Here is a 19,611-nt window from a genome sequence, read left to right as displayed (position 1 = left end):
AGTTAGATGATGTGGTGCACCATGCTCGGGGTGATCACCAGATCCACCGGGGCGTCGTGGGCGTCCACCTCAAAGCTGCCGGCGGGCAGGTATTCCTCGTCGTAAACCAGTGCGGCGATCTGCACCGGGGTGTGCTCGATGCGCGGCAGGAAGCGGTCGTAGTAGCCGCCGCCCTGACCCAGGCGCCGGCCGTTGGAGTCGATGGACAGCGCCGGGATGAACAGCGTGCTGATCGCCTCCTCCTGTTCGAAGAGTTCGACGCCGTAGCGCCGGCCCACCGGTTCCATGACCGGGGCGTGGGCGCTGCGTTCAAGTTCGATCCCCGGTTCCCAGCGGACCCAGGAGAGCCGGTGCTCGGCTTCGCATACCGGCAGGTAGACATGGATGCCGTCGTCCACCAGCTGCCGCATCAGCGCCTCGGTGTCAGGTTCTTCGGGGGAGGAATAGTACAACGCGACCCCCCGCACCACGGGGGTCAGCTGCGCGAGGTACTCGCGCACGGTGGAGCACAGCTGTTCGGCGCGGGTGGCGCGCAGGTGCTCCGGAATGTTCTTGCGTGCTGCACGCACCGCGGCGCGCGCCGATTTCTTCGACAGTGGATCCATGCACACCACTGTACGCACCCGCTGACTATACGATGGTGCTCATGAGTGGTTTATGGCGCAGCGGTGCTGGCGTGGCAGATCTTGAATCCCAGCGGCTGCTGCTGCGTCAGCTGACGCTTGCCGACGCCTCCGAATTCTCTCGGCTGCGCTATGACAACCATGCATGGCTCAAACCCTGGGATCCGACCACCCCGGTGGGGCCGCCGCCGAGCGTGACCTACCGGCAGATGATCCGCGCGAAGAACCAGGCGGCGCGGGAGGGCACCGGCTATTCGTGGGTGATCACCCTGCCGCAGCTGCACAGCAGCAATCCACCGATCATCGGGCAGGTCAGCGTGTCGGGGGTGCAGTGGGGTGCGGCGCGCACGGCGTCCATCGGCTACTGGATCGACCACAGCCACGCGGGCTTCGGACTGATGCCAGAGGCTTGTGCGCTGGTGATCGATTATTGCTACGGCGTGCTGGGATTGCATCGGCTTGAAATAAATATCCGCCCCGAAAACGAGCCGAGCCTGCGGGTGGTGCACAAGCTGGGCTTCCGCGACGAGGGGCTGCGCCGCGGCTACCTGCACATCGACGGCCAGTGGCGCGATCATCGAACCTTTGCACTGAACCGTGAAGAACTCGACACGACAATGCTCGAACATATCTCCGAGCGATCCGGATGATTTCGTACAGAAACCGTAAACTGGCACCTGAGGTGCGCATATCGTGAGTGAAAACTTCGCAACACGCCTACACATGTGCGTGGTCATACAACCGGTGTTGCATAGTGTTGACGTGAGGAGTCGCACCAGGCTTCCACTTTTGAGAACTGACCGAACCCATCGGTGATGGAGGACCCACATGGCTGGCACGTCACTTAGCACTTCGAAGGCACAAGTTGCTTCTGAGTACAAGATTCGTGTGCGCTATGGCCGGTTATCCCTAGCCCTGCTGGGCGTGCTGGCGCTGCTGGCAACTGTGGTCGGCCTGATCCTTGCGCCCTTCACCTCGCTGACCTTCGGGGCGGTGGGACTGTTCTTCCTCGTGGGCTTCGGCTCCTTCGCCTCGCTGCGCATGCTCGCGGTGCGGGACCGCAACCGCCGCCTGCTGCAGAACCTGGAGGCAACGCGCCAGCGGGCCATGCAGACCCCCGCCATTGCCGAGGAAGCAAACAAGGTGGTTGTTCGCAATCAGACCCAGGACGAAGTCTTCGACGCCCGCCCCGGATCCTCGCTGAAGGCGCCTGCCATTACCGCCGAAGAACTGCGGGCGGAGGCGCTGCGCGTGGCCCACGGCCTGGGCGGCGTAAAACAGCCTGAAACCTGGGAGCCGAAGAAGGTTCCGCTGCCCACCTACGTGCAGGTGCGCGAGTCGACCCAGAAGGAAATTTCTTCCCGCCTGAGCCTGCAGCCTCTGCCGGTGTCGGAGCCGCTGCGCCCAAGCAAGCAGATCAGCCTGAAGGCTTCCGAGGGAGCCAAGCGCATCGCCAGCGAAGTGTCGGCCGAAGATCAGGCGGCGGTAGCCAGCGTTGCCGCCAAGCGCGATGAGGTCAAAACCCCGGCAGTGCCGGAGGTTGTCGAAAAGCCCGCCGAGCCAGAACAGAAGCCGGCAGCCACCAAGGGCCGTTTGAACCTGGACGACGTGATGCAGCGCCGCCGGGCCTAGAAGATTCTGAATAAAAAAGGAAGAACCCGCAAGGGTTCTTCCTTTTTTTGATTCGTGAAGCTTATTCGTCCTCGGCAGGCAGCGGACCGCGGTTGCCGCGGTGGTGGGCGAAGACCAGGGTGGTTTCGGTGTGTCCCACCGACTCGTCGGTGGCAAGATTGTCAAGCACCCAGTCGCGCAGGGCCTCGGTGCTGTTCACCGCGATGTGCAGCAGATAGTCGGTGCCGCCCGATACATGGAACATCGACAGGACTTCCGGCAGCTGTGGGATGCGTGCGACGAAGGCGTCGATCTTTTCACGGTCGTGGGCGCGCAGCTTCACGGAGATCAGCGCCTGCACGGTGCGCCCCACGCTGCGCAGCGAAACTTCTGCGTGGTAGCCGGTGAGAATGCCGCGCTCCACCAGCGCTCGAGTGCGCAACAGTGCCGTCGACGGGGCGATCCCCGCACGCTGGGCCAGGGTCGCATTGGAAATGCGGGCATTGGCTACCAGCTCGTCGATGATGATTCGGTCAATCTCGTCGAGATCGGCGCCGTGGTACTGCTCAGATTGCGATGACATAAGAATATTTCATCACACTCCGCGCCACACGGGCACTACTTCGATCCGCTCGGACACACAATGTCTCTACGACATGCAGATATATTGGTAGGCATGACACGACGCAGCGAGCTTACCGGAGAACTTTTCGATACCCGCTTGGCGGCCTATGCCCTGATTGAGCACGAAGGAAAGGTGCTGCTGACCCTGTGGGATATGCGCCACCGTGACCCGCGGTTCATCCCGCGCTGGTCGCTTCCCGGCGGCGGCGTCGAACTGGGGGAACAGATCCAGGATGGCGTGCGGCGCGAGGTTTGTGAAGAAACCGGCTACGAGGTCGACTCGCTGAAACTGCTGGATGTGAGCACCGGGGTTATCCCCGCCGCCAAGCGCTATTCGGGCGATGGGCACCCGATGCAGACCGTCGCCGTCACCTATCGTGCGCGGTTGGCAGGGGGAGCACTGCGCGCAGAAGAAAACGGTTCCACCAGCCAGGCCGCCTGGTTTACCCGCGAAGAAGTCAAGCAGCTGAACCGGATCGAACGGGTTGACGCGATGCTGCGGCTGGCCGACGAAGAATAACCTTCCGGGAATCCGGCAATTTCGGCGCGCACTACCGCAGAACCCGGCTGCGCTGGCCTAAAATGCATAGGGAGATGAAGTTTGTACATTCCCCCCGTGCCGCTGCGGCCCTGGCCCTGTGTGTGTTGAGCCTGCCGCTGGCTTCCTGTAGCACGCCCGGAGCGCAGGAATCGGCGAGCCCGCAGCCCAGCCGGAACATCACCTTGACGCTTGCTGTACCGGCAGATCCAACAGGGCAGGCCATCGGCAACGTTTACGCTGACGCACTTGAACGCCTGGGCTATACGGTGAAGATTTCCAAGTCCTCCAGTGCCCCGTACCAGCAGGTGGCCGAGGGCAAGGCCGACCTGGCCATCGACACGGCGGCTCAGGCGGTGAGCCTGGTGCCGGCTGCGAAGCCCCGCGGCGCCGATGGCATCCTGTCCCTGCAGGAATCCGCCGACCTGGTGAACACCATCAACCAGCAGGACCTCGGTTTTACCGCCGCCCCGCTCAGCGCCGCCAACGCCGGTAAGGTCATGGTGCTTTCGGCAGCAGAGGCCGCCGAATACAAGATCGACTCGTTGCCTACACTGGCGGCGGCCTGCACCAAGGTGGGTTTCGTCGACGATGTGCAGCCAAGCTCCGGGTTGAAGACCGTGCTGGCCGAGGCCGGATGCGACACCCCGCAATTCACCACGGAAAAGACCGAAGACCTGCCAGATACCCTGCGCACCGCGGTGGATCAGGTGGTGGCGCTCCAGGCGCAGGATGCGCTGATCGGGGATGAAGGATTCAAGACCGTCGACGGCAGCTCCCAGCTGTTCGACGCGGAACCCTACATGCCGCTGATGGGGACGGCGGTGGACGAGGACGCCGCGAAGGGCGTGAAGGAGGTCACCCGCACGCTCAGCCAGGAGGCGGTCATTGGCTTGAACCGCCTGGTCCAGGGGCCGGATGGCGTATCACCACAGGATGCGGCCGGCCGCTGGAAATGGCTCATCGACAACTAACGAAACCAGACGGTAACCAAGGCACGAGGAACGTGCCTGACGTGAGAAAGTGTACCCATGGCAGAATTCAAACAATCGACGAAACTGCACAACGTGCTTTACGACATCCGCGGACCGCTGCTTGAGCACGCAACCCGCATGGAGTCTGAGGGGCACCGCATCCTGAAGCTGAACATCGGCAACCCCGCGCCGTTCGGCTTCGAGGCGCCCGACGCGGTGCTCGTCGACATGATCCGCAACCTGCCAAACGCCCAAGGTTATTCGGACTCTCGCGGCATCCTCTCGGCACGCACCGCCGTCTCTCAGTACTACCAGACCCGCGGCATCCAGTCCATCGGCGTCGACGACGTCTATTTGGGCAACGGTGTGAGTGAGCTGATCACCCTGAGCCTGAACGCGCTGCTGAACAACGGCGACGAGGTGCTGATCCCGGCCCCGGACTACCCGCTGTGGACCGCTTCGGTCTCACTGGCTGGCGGCACCCCGGTGCACTACCTGAACACCGAAGAAGAGGGCTGGCTTCCCGACCTGGAGGATATGGAAGCAAAGATCACCGATCGCACCAAGGGCATCGTGATCATCAACCCGAACAACCCCACCGGTGCCGTCTATCCGAAGTCGACCCTCGAAGGCATCCTGGAGCTTGCGCGCAAGCACAACCTGATTGTTTTCTCCGATGAGATCTACGAAAAGATCCTCTACGACGATGAGGTGCACATCAACACCGCGGGCCTGGCCGACGACGTGCTGGTGCTGACGTTCTCCGGCCTGTCCAAGGCCTACCGGGTCTGCGGCTTCCGCGCCGGATGGATGGCTATTTCAGGCCCGCGCCACCAGGCCGCCGACTACATCGAAGGCATCAACCTGCTCACGAACATGCGTCTGTGTGCGAATGTTCCCGCGCAGCATGCAATCCAGACCGCGCTGGGCGGCTACCAGTCCATCAATGACCTGATCCTGCCCGGCGGCCGCCTGCTGGAGCAGCGCGATGCAGCCTACAACCTGCTGCAGGAAATTCCAGGCGTCTCGGTGCAGAAGGCCAAGGGCGCGCTGTACATGTTCCCGAAGCTCGACCCCGAGGTCTACCCGATCCACGACGACGAGAAGTTTGCGCTGGAGCTGCTCAAGAGCCAGAAGATCCTGATCTCCCAGGGCACCGCCTTCAACTGGGTGCGCCCGGATCACTTCCGTCTGGTCACCCTGCCGAATGTGCGGGACCTGACCGACGCGGTGGGCCGCATCGGCAGCTTCCTGTCCGATTGGCGGGCCAAGGCCTAGCCAGCTGATGAATGCCGGAGCGCCGTGAGAGTCGACGACTCTCGCGGCGTTCACGCATTTAATCGGCGTCTTCCCGTCTGACTAGGGAAGCGGCTAGGGTTGAGCCAACAGCAGCTGTCGATGAGTGAGGAAGACTCGATGAGTTCGTATCCCGAGAATCTGCTGATGTGCCTGCGTGCCGAGCCGGGGGTGCATCTGGAGCAGCGCGCCACCAAGAATCCGACATGGTGGCCCGGAGATGCACCGCAGGATAAGAAGCAGGCGGCGGTACGGATGAAGGTGCTGGCTGTGCAGCTTTCCGACCTGCAGGAACGGCTGTTCGCCCAAGCCCTACAGGAGGAACTCGAAGATTCGGTGCTGCTGATCCTGCAGGGCATGGATACCTCGGGCAAGGGAGGCATCGTGCGCCATGTCATGGGCATGCTCGATCCCCAGGGCGTCGAGCACTTCGCCTTCAAGGCGCCCACAGCCCAGGAGCGCGAGCACGACTTCTTGTGGCGCGTCGAGAAGAGGCTGCCGGCCCGGGGGAGGATCGGAGTCTTCGACCGTTCGCACTACGAGGACGTGTTGATCCACCGGGTGCAGAAGCTGAGCACGCAGGCACAGGTCGAGGCGCGCTACAGCAAGATCGTCGAATTTGAAAAGCGGCTGAAGGAGCGCGGCATCCACCCGGTCAAGGTTATGCTGCACATCAGCCGGGACGAACAGTTTGCGCGGCTTTCCGAGCGCCTGGAACGCCCCGATAAGTACTGGAAGTACGCGGCCAGCGATGTGGAAGACCGGCTGCTCTGGGATGAGTACCAGAAGGCCTACCAGATCGCGGTCAATCGCACGGATAACGATGCGGCGCCGTGGTACATCATCCCGGCGGACCAGAAATGGCGCGCCCGGCTGTGCGTCGCCGAACTGCTGCTCGCGCAGCTGCAGGAGATCGACCCTCAGTGGCCGGCGGCGAAGTTCGACGTGGCGGCGGAAAGGGCCCGCCTGGAGGCTGCGCGCTAGTCCTGTTCGCCCTCGTGCTTGGCGCGTGCGTCGTCGAGGCGCTGGGAAACGCCCGCGAGCCAATTTTCGCAGTGTGCGGCCAGCGCCTCGCCGCGTTCCCAAAGCGCCAGCGATGCCTCCAGTGGGGCGCCTCCGGTCTCCAGCTGGTTGACCACGTTGATCAGTTCTTCACGGGCCTGCTCGTAGGAAAGTTCGGCAATGTCCTGGGGGATCTGGGCAGTCATTCTTGGCTCCAAACTAGTTGCTCTGTGCTGTGGTTTCGGCGGGGAAGATGTTGTGGACGGCTGCTGTCAGCTGGCCTGCAGCGACGCGGATGCGCAGCTGGTCGTTCGGTTGGACCTCGCGCACATCGCGCAGCACGCGCCCGTCGGCCAGCTGGGTCACCGAGTAGCCGCGGTCGAGGGTCTGCTGCGGGGAGAGCGCGCGCATCTGTGCCCGCAGATGGCCGACCTCATCGTTGGCGCGCTGCACCCGATGGCTGAACAGGGCGGTGGCGCGCTCGCGCCAGCGCCCCAGGTCTTCGGCGCGGGAAGTGACCATGACCTGAGGGTTTGCCAGCACCGGGCGGGCGCGCAGCGAGGCAATCAGCTGGCTCTCGCGCTGCAGCATGGTGTTCACCGCACGGTCAAGGCGCTGCCGGGCGGCGTCGAGCCCGGCGAATTCTTCGTTCAGGTCCGGCACGATGCGCTTGGCGGCATCGGTGGGGGTGGAAGCCCGCAGGTCCGCTACGTCGTCGAGGATCGGACGGTCCGCCTCGTGGCCAATGGCGGAAACCACCGGGGTGTGTGCGGCGGCCACCTCGCGCACCAGGTCTTCGTTGGAGAAGGGCAGCAGGTCTTCCAGCGCACCGCCGCCGCGGGCGATCACGATGACCTCCACGCTGGGGTCGGCGTCCAGTTCATGCAGTGCATTGATCACCTGGGGGACCGCGTCCACGCCCTGCACCGCGGTGTTGATGATGCGGAACTGCACCGCCGGCCAGCGCAGCGTCGCATTGCGCACCACGTCCTTTTCCGCGTCTGAGTCGCGCCCGGTGATCAGCCCGATCTTGCCGGGCAGCACCGGAAGCTTGCGCTTGCGCTCCACATCGAACAGGCCCTCGGCGCCCAGCGCCTGGCGCAGCCGTTCAAGGCGCACGAGCAGTTCGCCCAGTCCCACAGGGCGCAGGTCGGAGGCGTTCAGCGAGAGCCTTCCGGTCTTGGCATAGAAGCTCGGCTTGACCCGTGCCACCACGCGGGAGCCCACCTGCGGAGTGGAGTCCAGGGTGCGCATGACCGAGGCCCACACGGTGACCGAAAAGGAGTTGTCCACGTCCACGTCGCGCAGGGTCAGGTAGGCGTGGCCGTTGCGCACGTTGGCTTCAAGCAGTTGGCCTTCGACCCAGGTGACAGGGGAGTTCTCGATGTGGATCTTCAGCTTTTCGGAGAGAACTCGCAGCGGCCACGGGTTCTCGGCGCTGGTCTGCGCTGCAGTGGGCGGCAGGGAGGACGCGGGCTGCTGGTTTTCCATACACGCGACGCTACACCATCGGTGCGACAGTCGAGGTAGAGGCAGAATTCACAGGGCGCCGCATGTGGTTCGGCTCATATGAGCATGGGCTAACTTGCATGCACTTCGTAGAATGGAGGTATGGCTACTTCCACTTCCGTTCCGGTGTCCCTGCCGGTACCCCGCATTCCACGCGTTCGACGCACCCCTGCAGAGATCTTCGCAGCCTCCCCAGAGGTTACCGAGCGCAAGGTCTTGCTGGCAGCTCCGCGTGGCTACTGCGCAGGCGTCGACCGTGCGGTGGTAGCGGTGGAGAAGGCGCTGGAGCACTACGGCCCGCCGGTCTACGTGCGCAAGCAGATTGTGCATAATGTGCATGTGGTTTCCGAGCTTGAGTCCCGCGGCGCGATCTTCGTGGAGGAAAACGAGGAGGTTCCCGAGGGTGCGCTGGTCGTATTCTCCGCCCACGGCGTTTCCCCGGCCGTGGTGCAGTCGGCCGAAGACCGCGGACTGCGCACCATCGACGCCACCTGCCCGCTGGTCACCAAGGTGCACCGCGAGGCGGTGCGCTTTGCCAAGAACGACTACGAAATCCTGCTGATCGGCCATGAGGGCCACGAGGAAGTGGAAGGCACCTACGGCGAAGCGCCGGAGGTCACCACCATTGTGAACAACCCCGAAGAGGCCGACACCGTTCAGGTTAAGGATCCGGACAAGCTGATCTGGCTTTCGCAGACCACCCTGAGCGTTGACGAGACCATGGAGATCGTCCGCCGGCTGCGCGTGCGCTTCCCTAACCTGCAGGATCCGCCCAGCGACGACATCTGCTATGCCACCACCAACCGCCAGGCAGCGATCAAGAACATCGCCCCGCAGGCAGATCTGGTGATCGTGGTCGGCTCGGCCAACTCCTCGAACTCGGTGCGCCTGGTGGAGGTGGCGCTGGATCACGGCGCCAAGGCCTCCTACCGCGTGGACTTCGCCAACGAGGTGGACGAGTCCTGGTTCGAGGGCGTGGCCACCGTGGGCGTGACCTCCGGAGCCTCGGTGCCCGAGGTTCTGGTGCGCGAGGTAGTTGACCTGCTGGCCCAGTACGGCTTCAACGACGTCGCCGAGGTCACCACCGCGGAGGAAGACATCATCTTCTCGCTGCCCAAGGAAATCCGCGGCAAGCTCAAGGAAGCCGGCGACGACGACCGTGCCCTGGGCGGACGCGGCGCCCGCCCCGAGGCGCGCTAAATCAGCTTCACTTTCACTTAGTCCTCCTAACAAAGGTAGAATTTTCTCCCGTGGCTCTTACTATCGGAATCGTCGGACTGCCCAACGTCGGCAAGTCCACCATGTTCAACGCGCTGACCCGTGCCCAGGTACTGGCGGCCAACTACCCCTTCGCAACCATTGAACCCAACGTGGGCGTCGTGCCGCTGCCGGACGAGCGCCTGAAGGTGCTTGCGGGAATCTTCGGTTCCGAGCGCATCCTGCCTGCCACCGTGTCCTTCGTTGACATCGCAGGCATCGTGAAGGGCGCCTCCGAGGGTGAAGGCCTGGGCAACAAGTTCCTGGCGAACATCCGCGAGGCCGACGCCATCTGCCAGGTGACCCGCGCGTTCGTGAACGACGACGTGATCCACGTGAACGGCAAGGTCGATCCGGAATCGGACATCGAGACCATCGCCACCGAACTGATCCTCGCTGACCTGCAGACCATCGAGAACCAGCTGCCGCGTCTTGAAAAGGAACTGCGCAGCAAGAAGATAGAGAAGTCCTTCATGGACAACTTGCTCGCAGCCCAGAAGGTGCTCGAAGAGGGCAAGACCCTGTTCGCCGCAGGCAAGGCAGCCGGCATCGACATGGACGAGCTGGCCCCAATGCAGCTGATGACCACCAAGCCGTTCATCTACGTGTTCAACACCGATGAGGCTGGCCTGGCGGACAAGGAGATGCAGGCAAAGCTCTCCGAGCTGGTTGCCCCCGCCGAGGCAATCTTCCTTGATGCGCAGTTCGAGGCCGAACTGGCCGAGCTGGAAGAGGACGAAGCACTGGAGATGCTGGAGGATGCAGGCATCGAGGAGTCCGGCCTGGACAAGCTGGCCCGCGTCGGCTTCGATACCCTGGGCCTGCAGACCTACCTGACCGCTGGCCCGAAGGAATCCCGCGCCTGGACCGTGCGCAAGGGTGCCACCGCACCGGAGGCGGCGGGCGTGATCCACACCGACTTCCAGCGTGGCTTCATCAAGGCAGAAGTTGTCGGTTTTGAAGACCTCGTCGCAGCGGGTTCGGTAGCCAATGCCAAGTCTGCCGGCAAGGCTCGCATTGAAGGCAAGGACTACATCATGAAGGACGGCGACGTCGTGGAGTTCCGCTTCAACGTGTAGGTCATCATGCTTTGGCGACGCCCCGGTTTCCCTATGGAAGCCGGGGCGTTTGTGCATGATGGTCGCCAAATGGGAGGGTACCGTTGGTTGGATGGTGGCTTCGAAGGTTCAGCGTTCCCGCGTCGTAATGATGTGCGGTCCGGGTGGTGCAGGCAAGACAACCTATGCAAAAAAGCTAGAGTTCGAAGGATGGACGAGATTGTCGTTCGAGGTGGAGTTTTGGCAGCGCGGCATCACTTCGATGCCTACTTCTGAAGAAGCTCGCCAGGTCGCCGCCGAGCTCAAGGGGCGCCTGATGCAGTTGGTAGGAGAGGGGAACAACGTAGTCCTCGACTTCGGATTCTGGTTCCGTCGCCAACGCGATGAATACCGCGCCCTGCTCAACCCTGTGGGTGTCATTCCCGAAACCGTTTACCTAGCGACGGATCTGGAAACCATCCTGAGCCGCATCGGCAAGCGGCACGGCAGGCGGGCTGATGATTGGCCGCTGACTGCGGAAACGGCGAGTGAATACTTCGCCAGATTCGAGCCCCCAACTCCCGAGGAAGGGCCAATGGTAGTGGTGAGCTAATCGGCAGGTTTGCCCTCGACTTCGCTGTACCACTACAGGGCTGCTCAAAGTTAATTCTCGGCGCTCCGTCACCGGAAGGGTGACAGTTTTACTGCAGGGCGGCGGCCAGTTGCTGAGTCAACCAGCTTTCGTATTCTTCGGGGCTCCAGCCGCAGCGTCCAACCAATCGGTCGTAGACGTCCGGGGAATTCAGCGTCCAGGTGATGTCTACTGCCTGCTCAAGGGTGAGGCCTTCGGGCAGGCCAAAGCGTTCCCGGTAGTGCTTCATTGCATTGGTTGAACCGATGCGGCGTTCGGCCTCGATGGTTTCCACGAACGCGGCGATTCCTGGATCACTTTGACCCGGGCGAACGAGGGCTGCAAGGAGTGGAGCCACCCGATTGCTCAGGGTGCTCACCCAGGTGGAATATCGGCGGAAGAACTCTTGCGATTCAGTCGTTTCCCAAATTGATCTGAATGCCGGGCGTTCACTCAGCGGTGCGTCGATGTCGTCTCCTGCAATGGTGATGTCATAGCAGGCCTTGATGACCTCGGCCTTGCCTCCGATCGAGTTGTAGATCGTCTGAGGACTGACACCTGCCGCGTTGGCCAAGCCGGACATCGACAAGGATTTTGCGCCCTTTTCAAGAAGCAGCCGGTAGGTAGTGTCGAGGATGCGGCGACGAGTTTCCCGGGCGGCTTCGGCTCGATTGGAGAGATCATAATTGCGTCTTGACACAGCCGTACTTTCGTTGGAATCTTATTCCATTGGAATCGGGTTCTATTGAAAGGATAGGGTACATGGACAACATTGCCATGACAGCCGCTCGGCGAGTCTTCGACGCGATCAACTCGGGCGACCTGTCATGTATCAAGGAGTGCGTCACCGAGGACTTCGTCGACCATGGGTCGCCGATTCCCATTCCTCCGGGGTTTGAAGGGTACACACAGATCCTCACCTTCGTGACCCAGGTGCTGAAAATCAAATACACCCTGGAGGACGTCTTTTCCACCGAAGATCGCATCGTGGTTCGGGCGGTAGCGCGGGGCATTGGAGCAGCCGAATTCCACGGTCCCGAAGCTGTCGGAGCCGAGTATGAGATGGCAACCATCCATATCTTCCGGACCGAGGGCGAGAAGCTTGCCGAGCACTGGGGTGTGCGCGACGAGCTCGGGGCCATGCGGCGAATGGGCGTGTTGCCAGCGCTCGGTGAATGACGGCTGAAGCCGTATCGCAGCGGTGCAGAAGACTTAATGCTTTCACTGCGGTACGGCTCCGCCCAAAAATGGCGGTTCGATTTGCTGGAAAATGATAACTTCATTGACATCGATTCATCGAGTGAGAATCATGGCATCATGAGTTTGTTCATTACCTGCCCAGTCCAGAATGTCGAGCGAGCTGCCGCTTTCTATACGGCTCTCGGGTGGGCGAAAAATAACGAAATGTCCAATGATGATGTCGCCTGCTACGCAATAGCGGACAACCAGTACGTCATGCTCGGCAGTCGTGAGATGTACGCGAGCGTCGGTGGTGTTGAGGAGCTGATCGGCGGACCTGACACACCATCAAAGATCACTATATCCTTCGACATGGAAAGTCGTGAGGCGGTGGACGAACTCATTGACCGGGCACGCTCTGCCGGCGGGCGAATCGGCGACACCGACGAGTACCCATTTATGTACCAGCGCCAGTTCGATGATCACGACGGCTACCATTATTCGCCGTTTTGGGTGAAGCCCGATGCTGCGCAGTGAACGATTGAATATTATTGCAGGTATCGGGGTGAGCGTGTTGCAGGTAGCAAATGCAGGCTGTGCGCCACAGTAGGTAGCCAGCTAACTGTGGCACCGCCAATTAAGTTGGCTTCATTCGACATTCTGCACCACCTGAACTAAATGTCCATCGGGATCTTCGACCCACGCAATGAGCAGATGATCAAGCCACGCGGAAGGCTGCTTGACGGCGACCGCGCCGAGCTCAATGAGTTGCCGGTAAGCCGATGGAACATCTTCGGTCCACAGGATGACCGCTGCGCGTTGGCCGACAGCAACGGGAGCGAGACCATGGTCATCACGAGTGCTTACCTCGGTAGCCAGTCCGATCCGGTAGCCGTCGAGCACGAGATCGATATGAATTGGCGTACCGGACTTCGGAGTGCGGAACACCTCACTGAAGCCGAGGGAGACATAAAAAGCCGCCGCGCGGTCGATGTCGCGGGTAAATAGGACAATTTGCGGAGTCCGAAATTTGGCCATAGTCGGATGCTAACACCCGACACCCGACGGCGAACACCGTTCATCGTGTGCTCCTTGCCAGCCTTGGCCTCCATCTTGAACCGTTGGGAGTGTGCTGATTGGATTGGGCTGCACATATGCGAGAAGTCGTTGTTGCGGCGGGACAGGAGGACGCGATGAACTTGTCATCAGATACAGAATTGGACCAGTCCCGGCATCAGGTGCGTTTCGGTTGGGGTGTGGTGGGTGCCCGTACGCTGGACACTGATATTGCGGTAGTCGTTGATGTCTTAAGCTTTTCGACTTCGGTCTGCGTTGCCGTCGAGCGGGGAATATCTGTGTACCCGTTCCCATTGGAGGGGAGACAGGCCGAAGAATTCGCGCGTGCTCATGATGCGGTGTTGGCCGTTGGCCGGCTCGAAGCGACTGAGCTGGGGACGAACACCGCCCTCACACTATCCCCGGATGCACTAAAAACTGGCCCGTATGCTTCGCGGATTGTGCTGCCATCGCCTAATGGATCAACGATTTCGCATCAACTTGAGAGTTCAGGCGCTTCCGTTATCGCGGGGTGCCTGCGCAATGCAACCGCTGTTGCTGATTATCTGGCCGAGCGTATCAATCATGGCGACTCGGTGGGGATCGTTGCCACAGGCGAGCTATGTTCGCAAGAAGGAACGCTACGTCTTGCGCTAGAGGACCACCTCGGTGCTGGAGCCATCTTTTCAGAGCTCGCTGGACACGGTTACCAAGGGATTATGAGTCCCAGGGCTTTGACAGTGGCCGACTACTTCGATTCAAGACGCCCACTACTAAGCGAGCTTATGCACGCGTGCGAGAGCGCGAAAGAACTGCAGGGCATAGGATTCGGTGTCGACATCGAGGTGGCATCTGCGTTGAACGATTCTCCAACGGTGCCGGTATTGGACTCGGGTGCCTTTCAGGATTCTCTGCGCGATTGAACTTTTGTCTATAGGTGGGACGTTGACTGGTACAAGTATCGCCAGTAATGTCGGATTCATCCAGTGGGTAAATTATCGTCCTGATTATTACATGATCATAATATTCATTTTGAATACCGACGTCTGATTCTTTGAAAGAACCTGAGAACGAACGATATACGTTGGTCCTCGTAGTTCGCAGTCTGCATTGACTCTTTTAGGAAAGGATTGCCATGGGCATCCCAGTCTCAATAGATAACTTCACTCGTGCCGAGTCGAACACAATGATCGACAGACTCTTGAAAACTGCGGGCAGCGAAGCCAAATTTTTTCATGATCGCGAATTGGCGCCGTTGGACCGCCAGCCAGTCATCCGGCAGAATCGCGACACGCTGTACTCGTTTGCCATCGTTGATGTCACCGACGGCGCGAAGCTCACCATCCCCGAAACGGGACAGCGATACCTCTCCGTAATGGTCATCAATCAGAACCACTACATCAACCAGGTGTTCCATTCGCCGGGTACTTATGCGCTGACCAAAGAAGAATTCGACACCGATTATGTAGTCGTTGCCGCACGCATTCTTTTCGATCCGGCAGACCCTGCAGACCTAGATTCCGTGCATGCAGTACAAGATGGTCTCCTCCTGCACGTCGGTAATCAGAAGCCGTTCGAGAATCCGGAATACGACCAGCGGTCGCATCAGGAGGTGCGGGATGCTCTGCTGGTCCTAGGCAACACAGTCAGCAGCCTTGCCGGCAGCTTCGGTCGAAAGGAGAACGTTGACCCGATCCGCCATCTAGTGGGGACAGCTTTGGGATGGGGCGGTTTGCCCGACGCTGAAGCCTCCTATATCAACGTCAGCCCTCGCCTGCCACAGGGAAAATACGAAATGACGTTTACGGATGTACCTGCCGACGCGTTCTGGTCGCTCAGCGTGTACAACGGCGAAGGGTACTTTGAGCCGGGCGATGATCTCGTGACCAACGTAAACTCTGTATTTGGCGACAAAAACGACGATGGATCGGTGACGGTGCGCCTTGGCGACTGGGCGGATGGTACCGCCAACAGGATCCAATTGCCCGAAGGGTGGAATCTGCTGATTCGACTTTACCGTCCACGTCTTGTGGAGCTCGAGCAATGGCAAATTCCTGAAATAAAGACTGTCTAGAGTGCCCTCCTAGCGAGTCGGGAACTCGCCTCACAGGCAATTAGTTCTCCAGTGCCATCTCTCGGCAGGCACTGGAGAACTAATTTCTATATCGGTCGTCGTGTTCTGATGCGCTTTAGCGCAGCTCATCCGCGGTCTTGGCGACAACGCCGTAGAGGTCGCCGATGGTTGCCAGTGCCGCATCGTGCAACTGTTGCGCAGAAACGGGAACGACTCCGCTGTCCAATGGGCGGGTGGCGCAGGCGTCGGCGACTACTGTGGGTTTCTTACCTGCAATGAATGCACCTTCGGCAGTGAACTGCACGCACATATTTGTCATGAATCCCGCCATCACGATGTGGGTATTGCCCGCTGAATTGATGAGCTCGCCGAGCTCAGTGCCGACGAAGGCATTAGGGGCTCCCTTGACGACCACCTCTTCGCCATCGATGGGCGCTACCTTTGGATGAATTTGTCCGATTTCGGCCTTGATGTCATAGGGAGTGCCTTCGCCGCCGTCATTGACGATGTGGATGATGTTCGATCCGGCCACACGCGCTCTAGCCAGCAGATCTTCGGCCGCATTGAGCGCCGTCTCCCACCCTTCGAGTTCCATGATGCCCTGGGTGTAGGTGTTTTGGTAGTCGACCAACACGAGTGTTGAGTCTTGCAAGGAGGCCGGGGTGTTATCGAAACCATTGAGTTCGCGCAGGGTAGTGCGTGCCATGAATTGCCTTCTCTTCGTGTGTCAGCCCGCCACTGTGCGGGCAATTTAACGCTATGACGCCGGCATGGTGTCGGCAATGTCGTATAACCTGCAAATACAGACATTGTGAAAAGGGGATGGTGTGAGCAGGGGCGATAAGTTGGTAGTAATCGTGGTCTTTGATCAGGTGGATCTTTTGGATGTCACCGGACCTCCAGAGGTGTTCGCACTGCTCCAGCGGGAAATGGACAAGCCGACCGGGTACGAGGTGCTGTTGGTTGCCCAGACTCTTGAGCCCGTGACCACCTCGGCAGGCGTGAGGCTCCTGCCGGATGTGACGTTCGAAGAACTCGAGGGGCGTGCCATCGACACGGTCGTGGTCCCTGGGGCGGTGACGGTTGAGGAGGGCGGCCGGGTTGCCGCACTGGTAGATCCGGGCATCGTCGGACACGTTGCCAAGCTCTATGAACGAACCAGAAGAATGACTTCGGTATGCGTGGGCGCCCACATCCTCGCCGCTGCCGGACTGCTGGACGGCAGGAGAGCCACCACGCACTGGTCGACCGCTGCGCAACTGGCTGAGCAGTATCCGCAGATCAAGGTGGATTCTGATCCGATCTTCATCCGTGACGGCGACATCTGGACCGGCGCAGGCATCAGTTCCTGCATCGATCTGGCACTGGCCCTGGTCGCGGATGACTTCGGCGAGATGCTGGCTCAGAAGGTCGCGAGACAATTGGTGGTCTACTTGAAACGCCCGGGAGGGCAAAGCCAATTCAGCGTACCGTTGGAACCGATCTCAACCACCCGACGGGTGGACGAGCTGCGGCACTATATCCTAGGACACTTAACTGAGGAGCTGACGGTGGCGCGCCTCGCTGAGTCGCTGCATATCAGCGACCGGCAGCTCACCAGAGTTTTCAAGAATGAGCTGGGAACAACGCCGGCAGCCTACGTGGAATCGGCGCGGGTGGAAGCCGCACGCAGTCGGCTGGAAGCAGGTGACGAGACACTTGGAAAGGTCGCGGCGCTGTGTGGTTTTGGAACGGTCGACACCATGAGCCGGGCGTTCAAGCGTGCTCTCGGCGTTACTCCGGGGGAGTATCGGCGGAGATTCAGGATTGGCTGAAAGCCTTTCACGCACAGCGTTGATCAAGACTCCGGATGCGGATCCTTCCGGTACATAACCGACTTCAGATGGTGCGTCATCGGAATGCCGACCGCCGCCATAGCGAACTTGGTAGTCAGAGTATTCCCGGAGAGCTCTAGTTGTCGTTGCGTTGCATCGACCTGCTTCGCGCTCGCCGAATTCTGCATTTGGGAGGTGAGCGTGCAGATGAAGCCCTCAGGGTTGGACTCTAGATTGCCCTCGGCAAGTTCCGTTTGGCCGGTAGGCTGGGCCAGAATGAATTCCACCGACGTCTCGTCAATGAGACGAAGGAATCCTGTTTCGGTGTGCATGGGAGCCCCATCGGGCGACCATGTGCGTTGCAAGTAGTGGAGGAAGGGCTTGCCCACATCGGTGAAGGTGACCTCTTCGATGAAGTTAAACGCGGCGATTGTCGGGTACTCGCCGTGTCCTTCACCTCGCCAGGTGCCGACGAGATCGGCGAACGCCGCGAGTCCAGGGTGAAGTGCCATGGAACATGCTCCTATGGTTAGTCGATGCGCTTGGTATCAGCGATGTCACCTAGCCTAGTCCTGCATTCGTCCCCGGCTTCGTAGTGAAGCCGGGGACGTACGCTGTGGACTTGGGACGAGCGGGAAATCTTCAGAACGATTCGACGAAAGCTGCCCGTGGTTGATTATTTTGCCCGACGGGCACGCAGCACGATGTCGTGAATGTGATGGTTCGACACCGCTCCACTCGGACGCTCTCGGCGTTCATTGATGTTTACCTCCCATTCGGGAGAGGTTTCCAGCGCCTCTACGAAATCCTGGGTCGAGACGAAAGCCCCGTGGTCGAATGGGCGGGATATCTCATGGTCCATCGTGGCGAGAACTTCGCTCATCTCCTGCGCATCATGATTAATAATCAGCAGCACTCCGCCTGGGGCGACGGCATTCAGGAAGTTTGCAACGCCGCGTCCATCCGGCGTGCGCGGGATAGAAGCATAGGAAGCAGTGACAAGATCATAGCGTCGGCCGCCAAATGGGTTGGCCGAATTGGCATCTGCCTGAATGGTCTTGACCGATATTTCCTGCTGCTGCGCACCGGCGATAATTCGGTCGAGCGCCCGCTGCGAGATATCATTCGCGGTGACCGTCCATCCGCGCTTGGCCAACCAGATGGCGTCCCCGCCTTCGCCTGCACCAATATCCAGTGCGGTGCCCGGTGCCAAATCGGCAACTTCGGCCACCAGGGAGCCATTCGGATTGCCGCTCCACTGTACTGCACCGCTGTATCGTCCCTCCCAGTCAGCAGCGTGTGCGACGGGGCGTGCTGCTGCCTGGAGGTCCTCATTGGCCAGGTCGAAACTGATCATCCCGCCAACGCGGGTTCCGGCTGCCGCCGTCGGCAAGACCTGAAGCATTGGCTCCGTCAGCGTTCCGACCGCGTAAAGCCCCGGAATGGCAGTTTCGCCGGTCATCGGATCTGCCTCTACATAGGTTGCCAGACCGCTGGGGTGTTCGCTGGCGGTGAGTCCGAGCGATGCGAAGGCGTCGAGTCGTGCATGCAGACGCGATCCAGCTAGGACTGCATCGGTTGATACTTCCGTTCCGTCGGCCAGTTGCAGTGCCCGAAGTTCACCGGTTTCATTGTTGAGTACCTGCTCGACGCGGGAGTGAAGCACCCGAACCCCTGCAGCTTCGAGAATCTTCAACTGGGGGTCATCTTCGGGCACCCCCTGATGGACCACGATGCTCAGCTGTGCGGTGAGCTGGCGCAGCAGTGGCAGCGCATGCAGTGAAGCGGGGGATGTGACAAGTGCGGTGATGCGTTGGTCGCGCACTTCGTAACCATGGCAGAACGGGCAGTGGAATACCGAGGAGCCCCAATGTTGGGCGAGGCCGGGAATCTCGGGGAGCTCATCGGTCAGCCCGGTTGCTGCTACGACGCGGCGCGCATTAATTCGGTGGCCGCCTGTCAGCTCGATCTGGAAGCCCTCTGCCTGTCGGGAAACGCTGGTAGCTCGACCCGCGAGCACCTCGGCGCCATAGGCGCGGACTTCGGCTCGCGCAATGCGCAAGAATTCTGCGGGTGGGAGTCCCTCATGGCCCAGATAACTGTGCATCGACGACGCCGGCGCATTGCGGGGTTCCCCGGAGTCGATGACGATCACCGAGCGCCGCTGGCGCGATAGCTGCAGGGCTGTGGCAAGGCCCGCGGCGGAACCTCCGATGATCGCTACATCGACGTGTCGGGTGATGGTTCGCTGCTCGGGTGAGGGATGGTGGCCATGGTGTGAATGTGGGGAATGGGCGTCCGTGGTGTTCATGATTCCACGATAGCAATCTTGGCATATACTGCAAAGAGGCTTGCAATATTCGCAAGAATGACAGTTGGTATTGAG

At 60.6% G+C, this 19,611-nt stretch carries 23 protein-coding genes; 14 read left to right on the top strand and 9 right to left on the bottom strand.

Going from position 1 to position 19,611, the window contains the following annotated elements; all coding sequences use genetic code 11:
- Nucleotides 1–2: 2 nt before the first annotated feature.
- Complete coding sequence (locus RUH64_RS08260) at nucleotides 3–605, bottom strand: 5-formyltetrahydrofolate cyclo-ligase (protein ID WP_313812755.1); 603 nt, start codon at nucleotides 603–605, stop codon at nucleotides 3–5.
- Between the two features lie 41 nt (nucleotides 606–646).
- Between RUH64_RS08260 and RUH64_RS08255 the strand changes: the two genes are divergently transcribed.
- Both RUH64_RS08255 and RUH64_RS08250 read left to right on the top strand, forming a co-directional pair.
- Entirely contained in the window at nucleotides 647–1,273 is a 627-nt protein-coding gene (locus RUH64_RS08255; RefSeq protein WP_313812754.1) for a GNAT family protein, read from the top strand.
- A 178-nt stretch (nucleotides 1,274–1,451) separates the two neighbouring features.
- Nucleotides 1,452–2,255, top strand: coding sequence for a hypothetical protein (locus tag RUH64_RS08250; RefSeq protein WP_313812753.1), 804 nt, complete (start codon nucleotides 1,452–1,454; stop codon nucleotides 2,253–2,255).
- A 61-nt stretch (nucleotides 2,256–2,316) separates the two neighbouring features.
- Here RUH64_RS08250 and RUH64_RS08245 read toward each other — a convergent pair whose 3' ends face one another.
- Nucleotides 2,317–2,817 carry an Lrp/AsnC family transcriptional regulator gene (locus RUH64_RS08245; RefSeq protein WP_313812752.1) on the bottom strand — a complete coding sequence of 167 codons (501 nt, stop codon included), beginning with the start codon at nucleotides 2,815–2,817 and terminating at the stop codon, nucleotides 2,317–2,319.
- A gap of 93 nt (nucleotides 2,818–2,910) precedes the next feature.
- Here RUH64_RS08245 and RUH64_RS08240 point away from each other — a divergent pair, with 93 nt between their 5' ends.
- The 4 genes from RUH64_RS08240 (at nucleotide 2,911) to RUH64_RS08225 (ending at nucleotide 6,650) form a co-directional block, all read left to right on the top strand.
- The gene (locus RUH64_RS08240) at nucleotides 2,911–3,378 is read left to right on the top strand and encodes an NUDIX domain-containing protein (RefSeq protein WP_313812751.1); all 468 of its coding nucleotides are present in this window, start codon (nucleotides 2,911–2,913) and stop codon (nucleotides 3,376–3,378) included.
- Between the two features lie 74 nt (nucleotides 3,379–3,452).
- Nucleotides 3,453–4,370, top strand: a complete 918-nt coding sequence (locus RUH64_RS08235) for a glycine betaine ABC transporter substrate-binding protein (RefSeq protein ID WP_313812750.1) — start codon at nucleotides 3,453–3,455, stop codon at nucleotides 4,368–4,370.
- Between the two features lie 57 nt (nucleotides 4,371–4,427).
- Nucleotides 4,428–5,648 (top strand): pyridoxal phosphate-dependent aminotransferase, encoded by a 1,221-nt coding sequence (locus tag RUH64_RS08230; RefSeq protein ID WP_313812749.1) that lies wholly within the window; start codon nucleotides 4,428–4,430, stop codon nucleotides 5,646–5,648.
- A gap of 138 nt (nucleotides 5,649–5,786) precedes the next feature.
- Complete coding sequence (locus RUH64_RS08225; RefSeq protein WP_313812748.1) at nucleotides 5,787–6,650, top strand: PPK2 family polyphosphate kinase; 864 nt, start codon at nucleotides 5,787–5,789, stop codon at nucleotides 6,648–6,650.
- Here the strand turns inward: RUH64_RS08225 and RUH64_RS08220 are convergent.
- Nucleotides 6,647–6,874, bottom strand: a complete 228-nt coding sequence (locus RUH64_RS08220) for an exodeoxyribonuclease VII small subunit (RefSeq protein ID WP_313812747.1) — start codon at nucleotides 6,872–6,874, stop codon at nucleotides 6,647–6,649. The genes RUH64_RS08225 and RUH64_RS08220 overlap by 4 nt on opposite strands.
- A 13-nt stretch (nucleotides 6,875–6,887) precedes the next feature.
- Nucleotides 6,888–8,159, bottom strand: coding sequence for an exodeoxyribonuclease VII large subunit (gene xseA, locus RUH64_RS08215; RefSeq protein WP_313812746.1), 1,272 nt, complete (start codon nucleotides 8,157–8,159; stop codon nucleotides 6,888–6,890).
- Nucleotides 8,160–8,279: 120 nt separating this feature from the next.
- Here xseA and RUH64_RS08210 point away from each other — a divergent pair, with 120 nt between their 5' ends.
- From RUH64_RS08210 to RUH64_RS08200, 3 genes are read left to right on the top strand one after another with little or no spacing between them, the layout of a single operon-like run.
- Nucleotides 8,280–9,377, top strand: coding sequence for a 4-hydroxy-3-methylbut-2-enyl diphosphate reductase (locus RUH64_RS08210; RefSeq protein ID WP_313812745.1), 1,098 nt, complete (start codon nucleotides 8,280–8,282; stop codon nucleotides 9,375–9,377).
- Between the two features lie 50 nt (nucleotides 9,378–9,427).
- Nucleotides 9,428–10,513, top strand: a complete 1,086-nt coding sequence (gene ychF, locus RUH64_RS08205) for a redox-regulated ATPase YchF (RefSeq protein WP_313812744.1) — start codon at nucleotides 9,428–9,430, stop codon at nucleotides 10,511–10,513.
- A 55-nt stretch (nucleotides 10,514–10,568) separates the two neighbouring features.
- Nucleotides 10,569–11,084 carry an ATP-binding protein gene (locus RUH64_RS08200; protein ID WP_313812743.1) on the top strand — a complete coding sequence of 172 codons (516 nt, stop codon included), beginning with the start codon at nucleotides 10,569–10,571 and terminating at the stop codon, nucleotides 11,082–11,084.
- An 88-nt stretch (nucleotides 11,085–11,172) separates the two neighbouring features.
- Here the strand turns inward: RUH64_RS08200 and RUH64_RS08195 are convergent, their stop codons facing one another.
- On the bottom strand, nucleotides 11,173–11,802 hold the full coding sequence (locus tag RUH64_RS08195) for a TetR/AcrR family transcriptional regulator (RefSeq protein WP_313812742.1): 630 nt from the start codon (nucleotides 11,800–11,802) through the stop codon (nucleotides 11,173–11,175).
- 62 nt (nucleotides 11,803–11,864) lie between these two features.
- On the opposite strand from RUH64_RS08195, the gene RUH64_RS08190 reads away from it, so the two are divergent.
- Both RUH64_RS08190 and RUH64_RS08185 read left to right on the top strand, forming a co-directional pair.
- Nucleotides 11,865–12,281 carry an ester cyclase gene (locus RUH64_RS08190; RefSeq protein ID WP_313812741.1) on the top strand — a complete coding sequence of 139 codons (417 nt, stop codon included), beginning with the start codon at nucleotides 11,865–11,867 and terminating at the stop codon, nucleotides 12,279–12,281.
- 138 nt (nucleotides 12,282–12,419) lie between these two features.
- The gene (locus tag RUH64_RS08185) at nucleotides 12,420–12,818 is read left to right on the top strand and encodes a VOC family protein (RefSeq protein ID WP_313812801.1); all 399 of its coding nucleotides are present in this window, start codon (nucleotides 12,420–12,422) and stop codon (nucleotides 12,816–12,818) included.
- A gap of 111 nt (nucleotides 12,819–12,929) precedes the next feature.
- Here the strand turns inward: RUH64_RS08185 and RUH64_RS08180 are convergent, their stop codons facing one another.
- The gene (locus RUH64_RS08180; RefSeq protein WP_313812740.1) at nucleotides 12,930–13,319 is read right to left on the bottom strand and encodes a VOC family protein; all 390 of its coding nucleotides are present in this window, start codon (nucleotides 13,317–13,319) and stop codon (nucleotides 12,930–12,932) included.
- Between the two features lie 116 nt (nucleotides 13,320–13,435).
- On the opposite strand from RUH64_RS08180, the gene RUH64_RS08175 reads away from it, so the two are divergent.
- Together RUH64_RS08175 and RUH64_RS08170 are read left to right on the top strand one after the other, a co-directional pair.
- A complete protein-coding gene (locus tag RUH64_RS08175) occupies nucleotides 13,436–14,260 on the top strand; it encodes a 2-phosphosulfolactate phosphatase (protein WP_313812739.1) in 825 nt (274 codons plus the stop codon).
- A 212-nt stretch (nucleotides 14,261–14,472) separates the two neighbouring features.
- The gene (locus RUH64_RS08170; RefSeq protein WP_313812738.1) at nucleotides 14,473–15,411 is read left to right on the top strand and encodes a DUF1254 domain-containing protein; all 939 of its coding nucleotides are present in this window, start codon (nucleotides 14,473–14,475) and stop codon (nucleotides 15,409–15,411) included.
- A gap of 115 nt (nucleotides 15,412–15,526) precedes the next feature.
- Here RUH64_RS08170 and RUH64_RS08165 read toward each other — a convergent pair whose 3' ends face one another.
- Nucleotides 15,527–16,117: a cysteine hydrolase family protein gene (locus RUH64_RS08165; protein ID WP_313812737.1), complete on the bottom strand. Its 591-nt coding sequence runs from the start codon at nucleotides 16,115–16,117 to the stop codon at nucleotides 15,527–15,529.
- Nucleotides 16,118–16,238: 121 nt separating this feature from the next.
- Between RUH64_RS08165 and RUH64_RS08160 the strand changes: the two genes are divergently transcribed.
- Nucleotides 16,239–17,225 (top strand): helix-turn-helix domain-containing protein, encoded by a 987-nt coding sequence (locus RUH64_RS08160; protein WP_313812735.1) that lies wholly within the window; start codon nucleotides 16,239–16,241, stop codon nucleotides 17,223–17,225.
- Between the two features lie 23 nt (nucleotides 17,226–17,248).
- On the opposite strand, the gene RUH64_RS08155 is transcribed toward RUH64_RS08160, so the two are convergent.
- The gene (locus RUH64_RS08155; protein ID WP_313812733.1) at nucleotides 17,249–17,737 is read right to left on the bottom strand and encodes an FABP family protein; all 489 of its coding nucleotides are present in this window, start codon (nucleotides 17,735–17,737) and stop codon (nucleotides 17,249–17,251) included.
- A gap of 164 nt (nucleotides 17,738–17,901) precedes the next feature.
- A complete protein-coding gene (locus RUH64_RS08150) occupies nucleotides 17,902–19,536 on the bottom strand; it encodes a bifunctional NAD(P)/FAD-dependent oxidoreductase/class I SAM-dependent methyltransferase (RefSeq protein ID WP_313812731.1) in 1,635 nt (544 codons plus the stop codon).
- Nucleotides 19,537–19,611 lie beyond the last annotated feature (75 nt).

The organism is Glutamicibacter sp., from assembly GCF_032154645.1.
Taxonomy (GTDB): Bacteria; Actinomycetota; Actinomycetes; order Actinomycetales; family Micrococcaceae; genus Glutamicibacter.
The sequence above is the reverse complement of the archived record's forward strand: the minus strand, read 5'-3'. Positions and strand labels throughout refer to the sequence as shown.

What these genes read in the sequence shown, in the direction of transcription:
- RUH64_RS08260 (WP_313812755.1), bottom strand. Translation starts at nt 605, where the DNA reads ATGGATCCACTGTCGAAGAAATCGGCGCGCGCCGCGGTGCGTGCAGCA.
- RUH64_RS08255 (WP_313812754.1), top strand. Translation starts at nt 647, where the DNA reads ATGAGTGGTTTATGGCGCAGCGGTGCTGGCGTGGCAGATCTTGAATCC.
- RUH64_RS08250 (WP_313812753.1), top strand. Translation starts at nt 1,452, where the DNA reads ATGGCTGGCACGTCACTTAGCACTTCGAAGGCACAAGTTGCTTCTGAG.
- RUH64_RS08245 (WP_313812752.1), bottom strand. Translation starts at nt 2,817, where the DNA reads ATGTCATCGCAATCTGAGCAGTACCACGGCGCCGATCTCGACGAGATT.
- RUH64_RS08240 (WP_313812751.1), top strand. Translation starts at nt 2,911, where the DNA reads ATGACACGACGCAGCGAGCTTACCGGAGAACTTTTCGATACCCGCTTG.
- RUH64_RS08235 (WP_313812750.1), top strand. Translation starts at nt 3,453, where the DNA reads ATGAAGTTTGTACATTCCCCCCGTGCCGCTGCGGCCCTGGCCCTGTGT.
- RUH64_RS08230 (WP_313812749.1), top strand. Translation starts at nt 4,428, where the DNA reads ATGGCAGAATTCAAACAATCGACGAAACTGCACAACGTGCTTTACGAC.
- RUH64_RS08225 (WP_313812748.1), top strand. Translation starts at nt 5,787, where the DNA reads ATGAGTTCGTATCCCGAGAATCTGCTGATGTGCCTGCGTGCCGAGCCG.
- RUH64_RS08220 (WP_313812747.1), bottom strand. Translation starts at nt 6,874, where the DNA reads ATGACTGCCCAGATCCCCCAGGACATTGCCGAACTTTCCTACGAGCAG.
- xseA (WP_313812746.1), bottom strand. Translation starts at nt 8,159, where the DNA reads ATGGAAAACCAGCAGCCCGCGTCCTCCCTGCCGCCCACTGCAGCGCAG.
- RUH64_RS08210 (WP_313812745.1), top strand. Translation starts at nt 8,280, where the DNA reads ATGGCTACTTCCACTTCCGTTCCGGTGTCCCTGCCGGTACCCCGCATT.
- RUH64_RS08200 (WP_313812743.1), top strand. Translation starts at nt 10,569, where the DNA reads ATGATGGTCGCCAAATGGGAGGGTACCGTTGGTTGGATGGTGGCTTCG.
- RUH64_RS08190 (WP_313812741.1), top strand. Translation starts at nt 11,865, where the DNA reads ATGGACAACATTGCCATGACAGCCGCTCGGCGAGTCTTCGACGCGATC.
- RUH64_RS08185 (WP_313812801.1), top strand. Translation starts at nt 12,420, where the DNA reads ATGAGTTTGTTCATTACCTGCCCAGTCCAGAATGTCGAGCGAGCTGCC.
- RUH64_RS08180 (WP_313812740.1), bottom strand. Translation starts at nt 13,319, where the DNA reads ATGGCCAAATTTCGGACTCCGCAAATTGTCCTATTTACCCGCGACATC.
- RUH64_RS08175 (WP_313812739.1), top strand. Translation starts at nt 13,436, where the DNA reads ATGCGAGAAGTCGTTGTTGCGGCGGGACAGGAGGACGCGATGAACTTG.
- RUH64_RS08170 (WP_313812738.1), top strand. Translation starts at nt 14,473, where the DNA reads ATGGGCATCCCAGTCTCAATAGATAACTTCACTCGTGCCGAGTCGAAC.
- RUH64_RS08165 (WP_313812737.1), bottom strand. Translation starts at nt 16,117, where the DNA reads ATGGCACGCACTACCCTGCGCGAACTCAATGGTTTCGATAACACCCCG.
- RUH64_RS08155 (WP_313812733.1), bottom strand. Translation starts at nt 17,737, where the DNA reads ATGGCACTTCACCCTGGACTCGCGGCGTTCGCCGATCTCGTCGGCACC.
- RUH64_RS08150 (WP_313812731.1), bottom strand. Translation starts at nt 19,536, where the DNA reads ATGAACACCACGGACGCCCATTCCCCACATTCACACCATGGCCACCAT.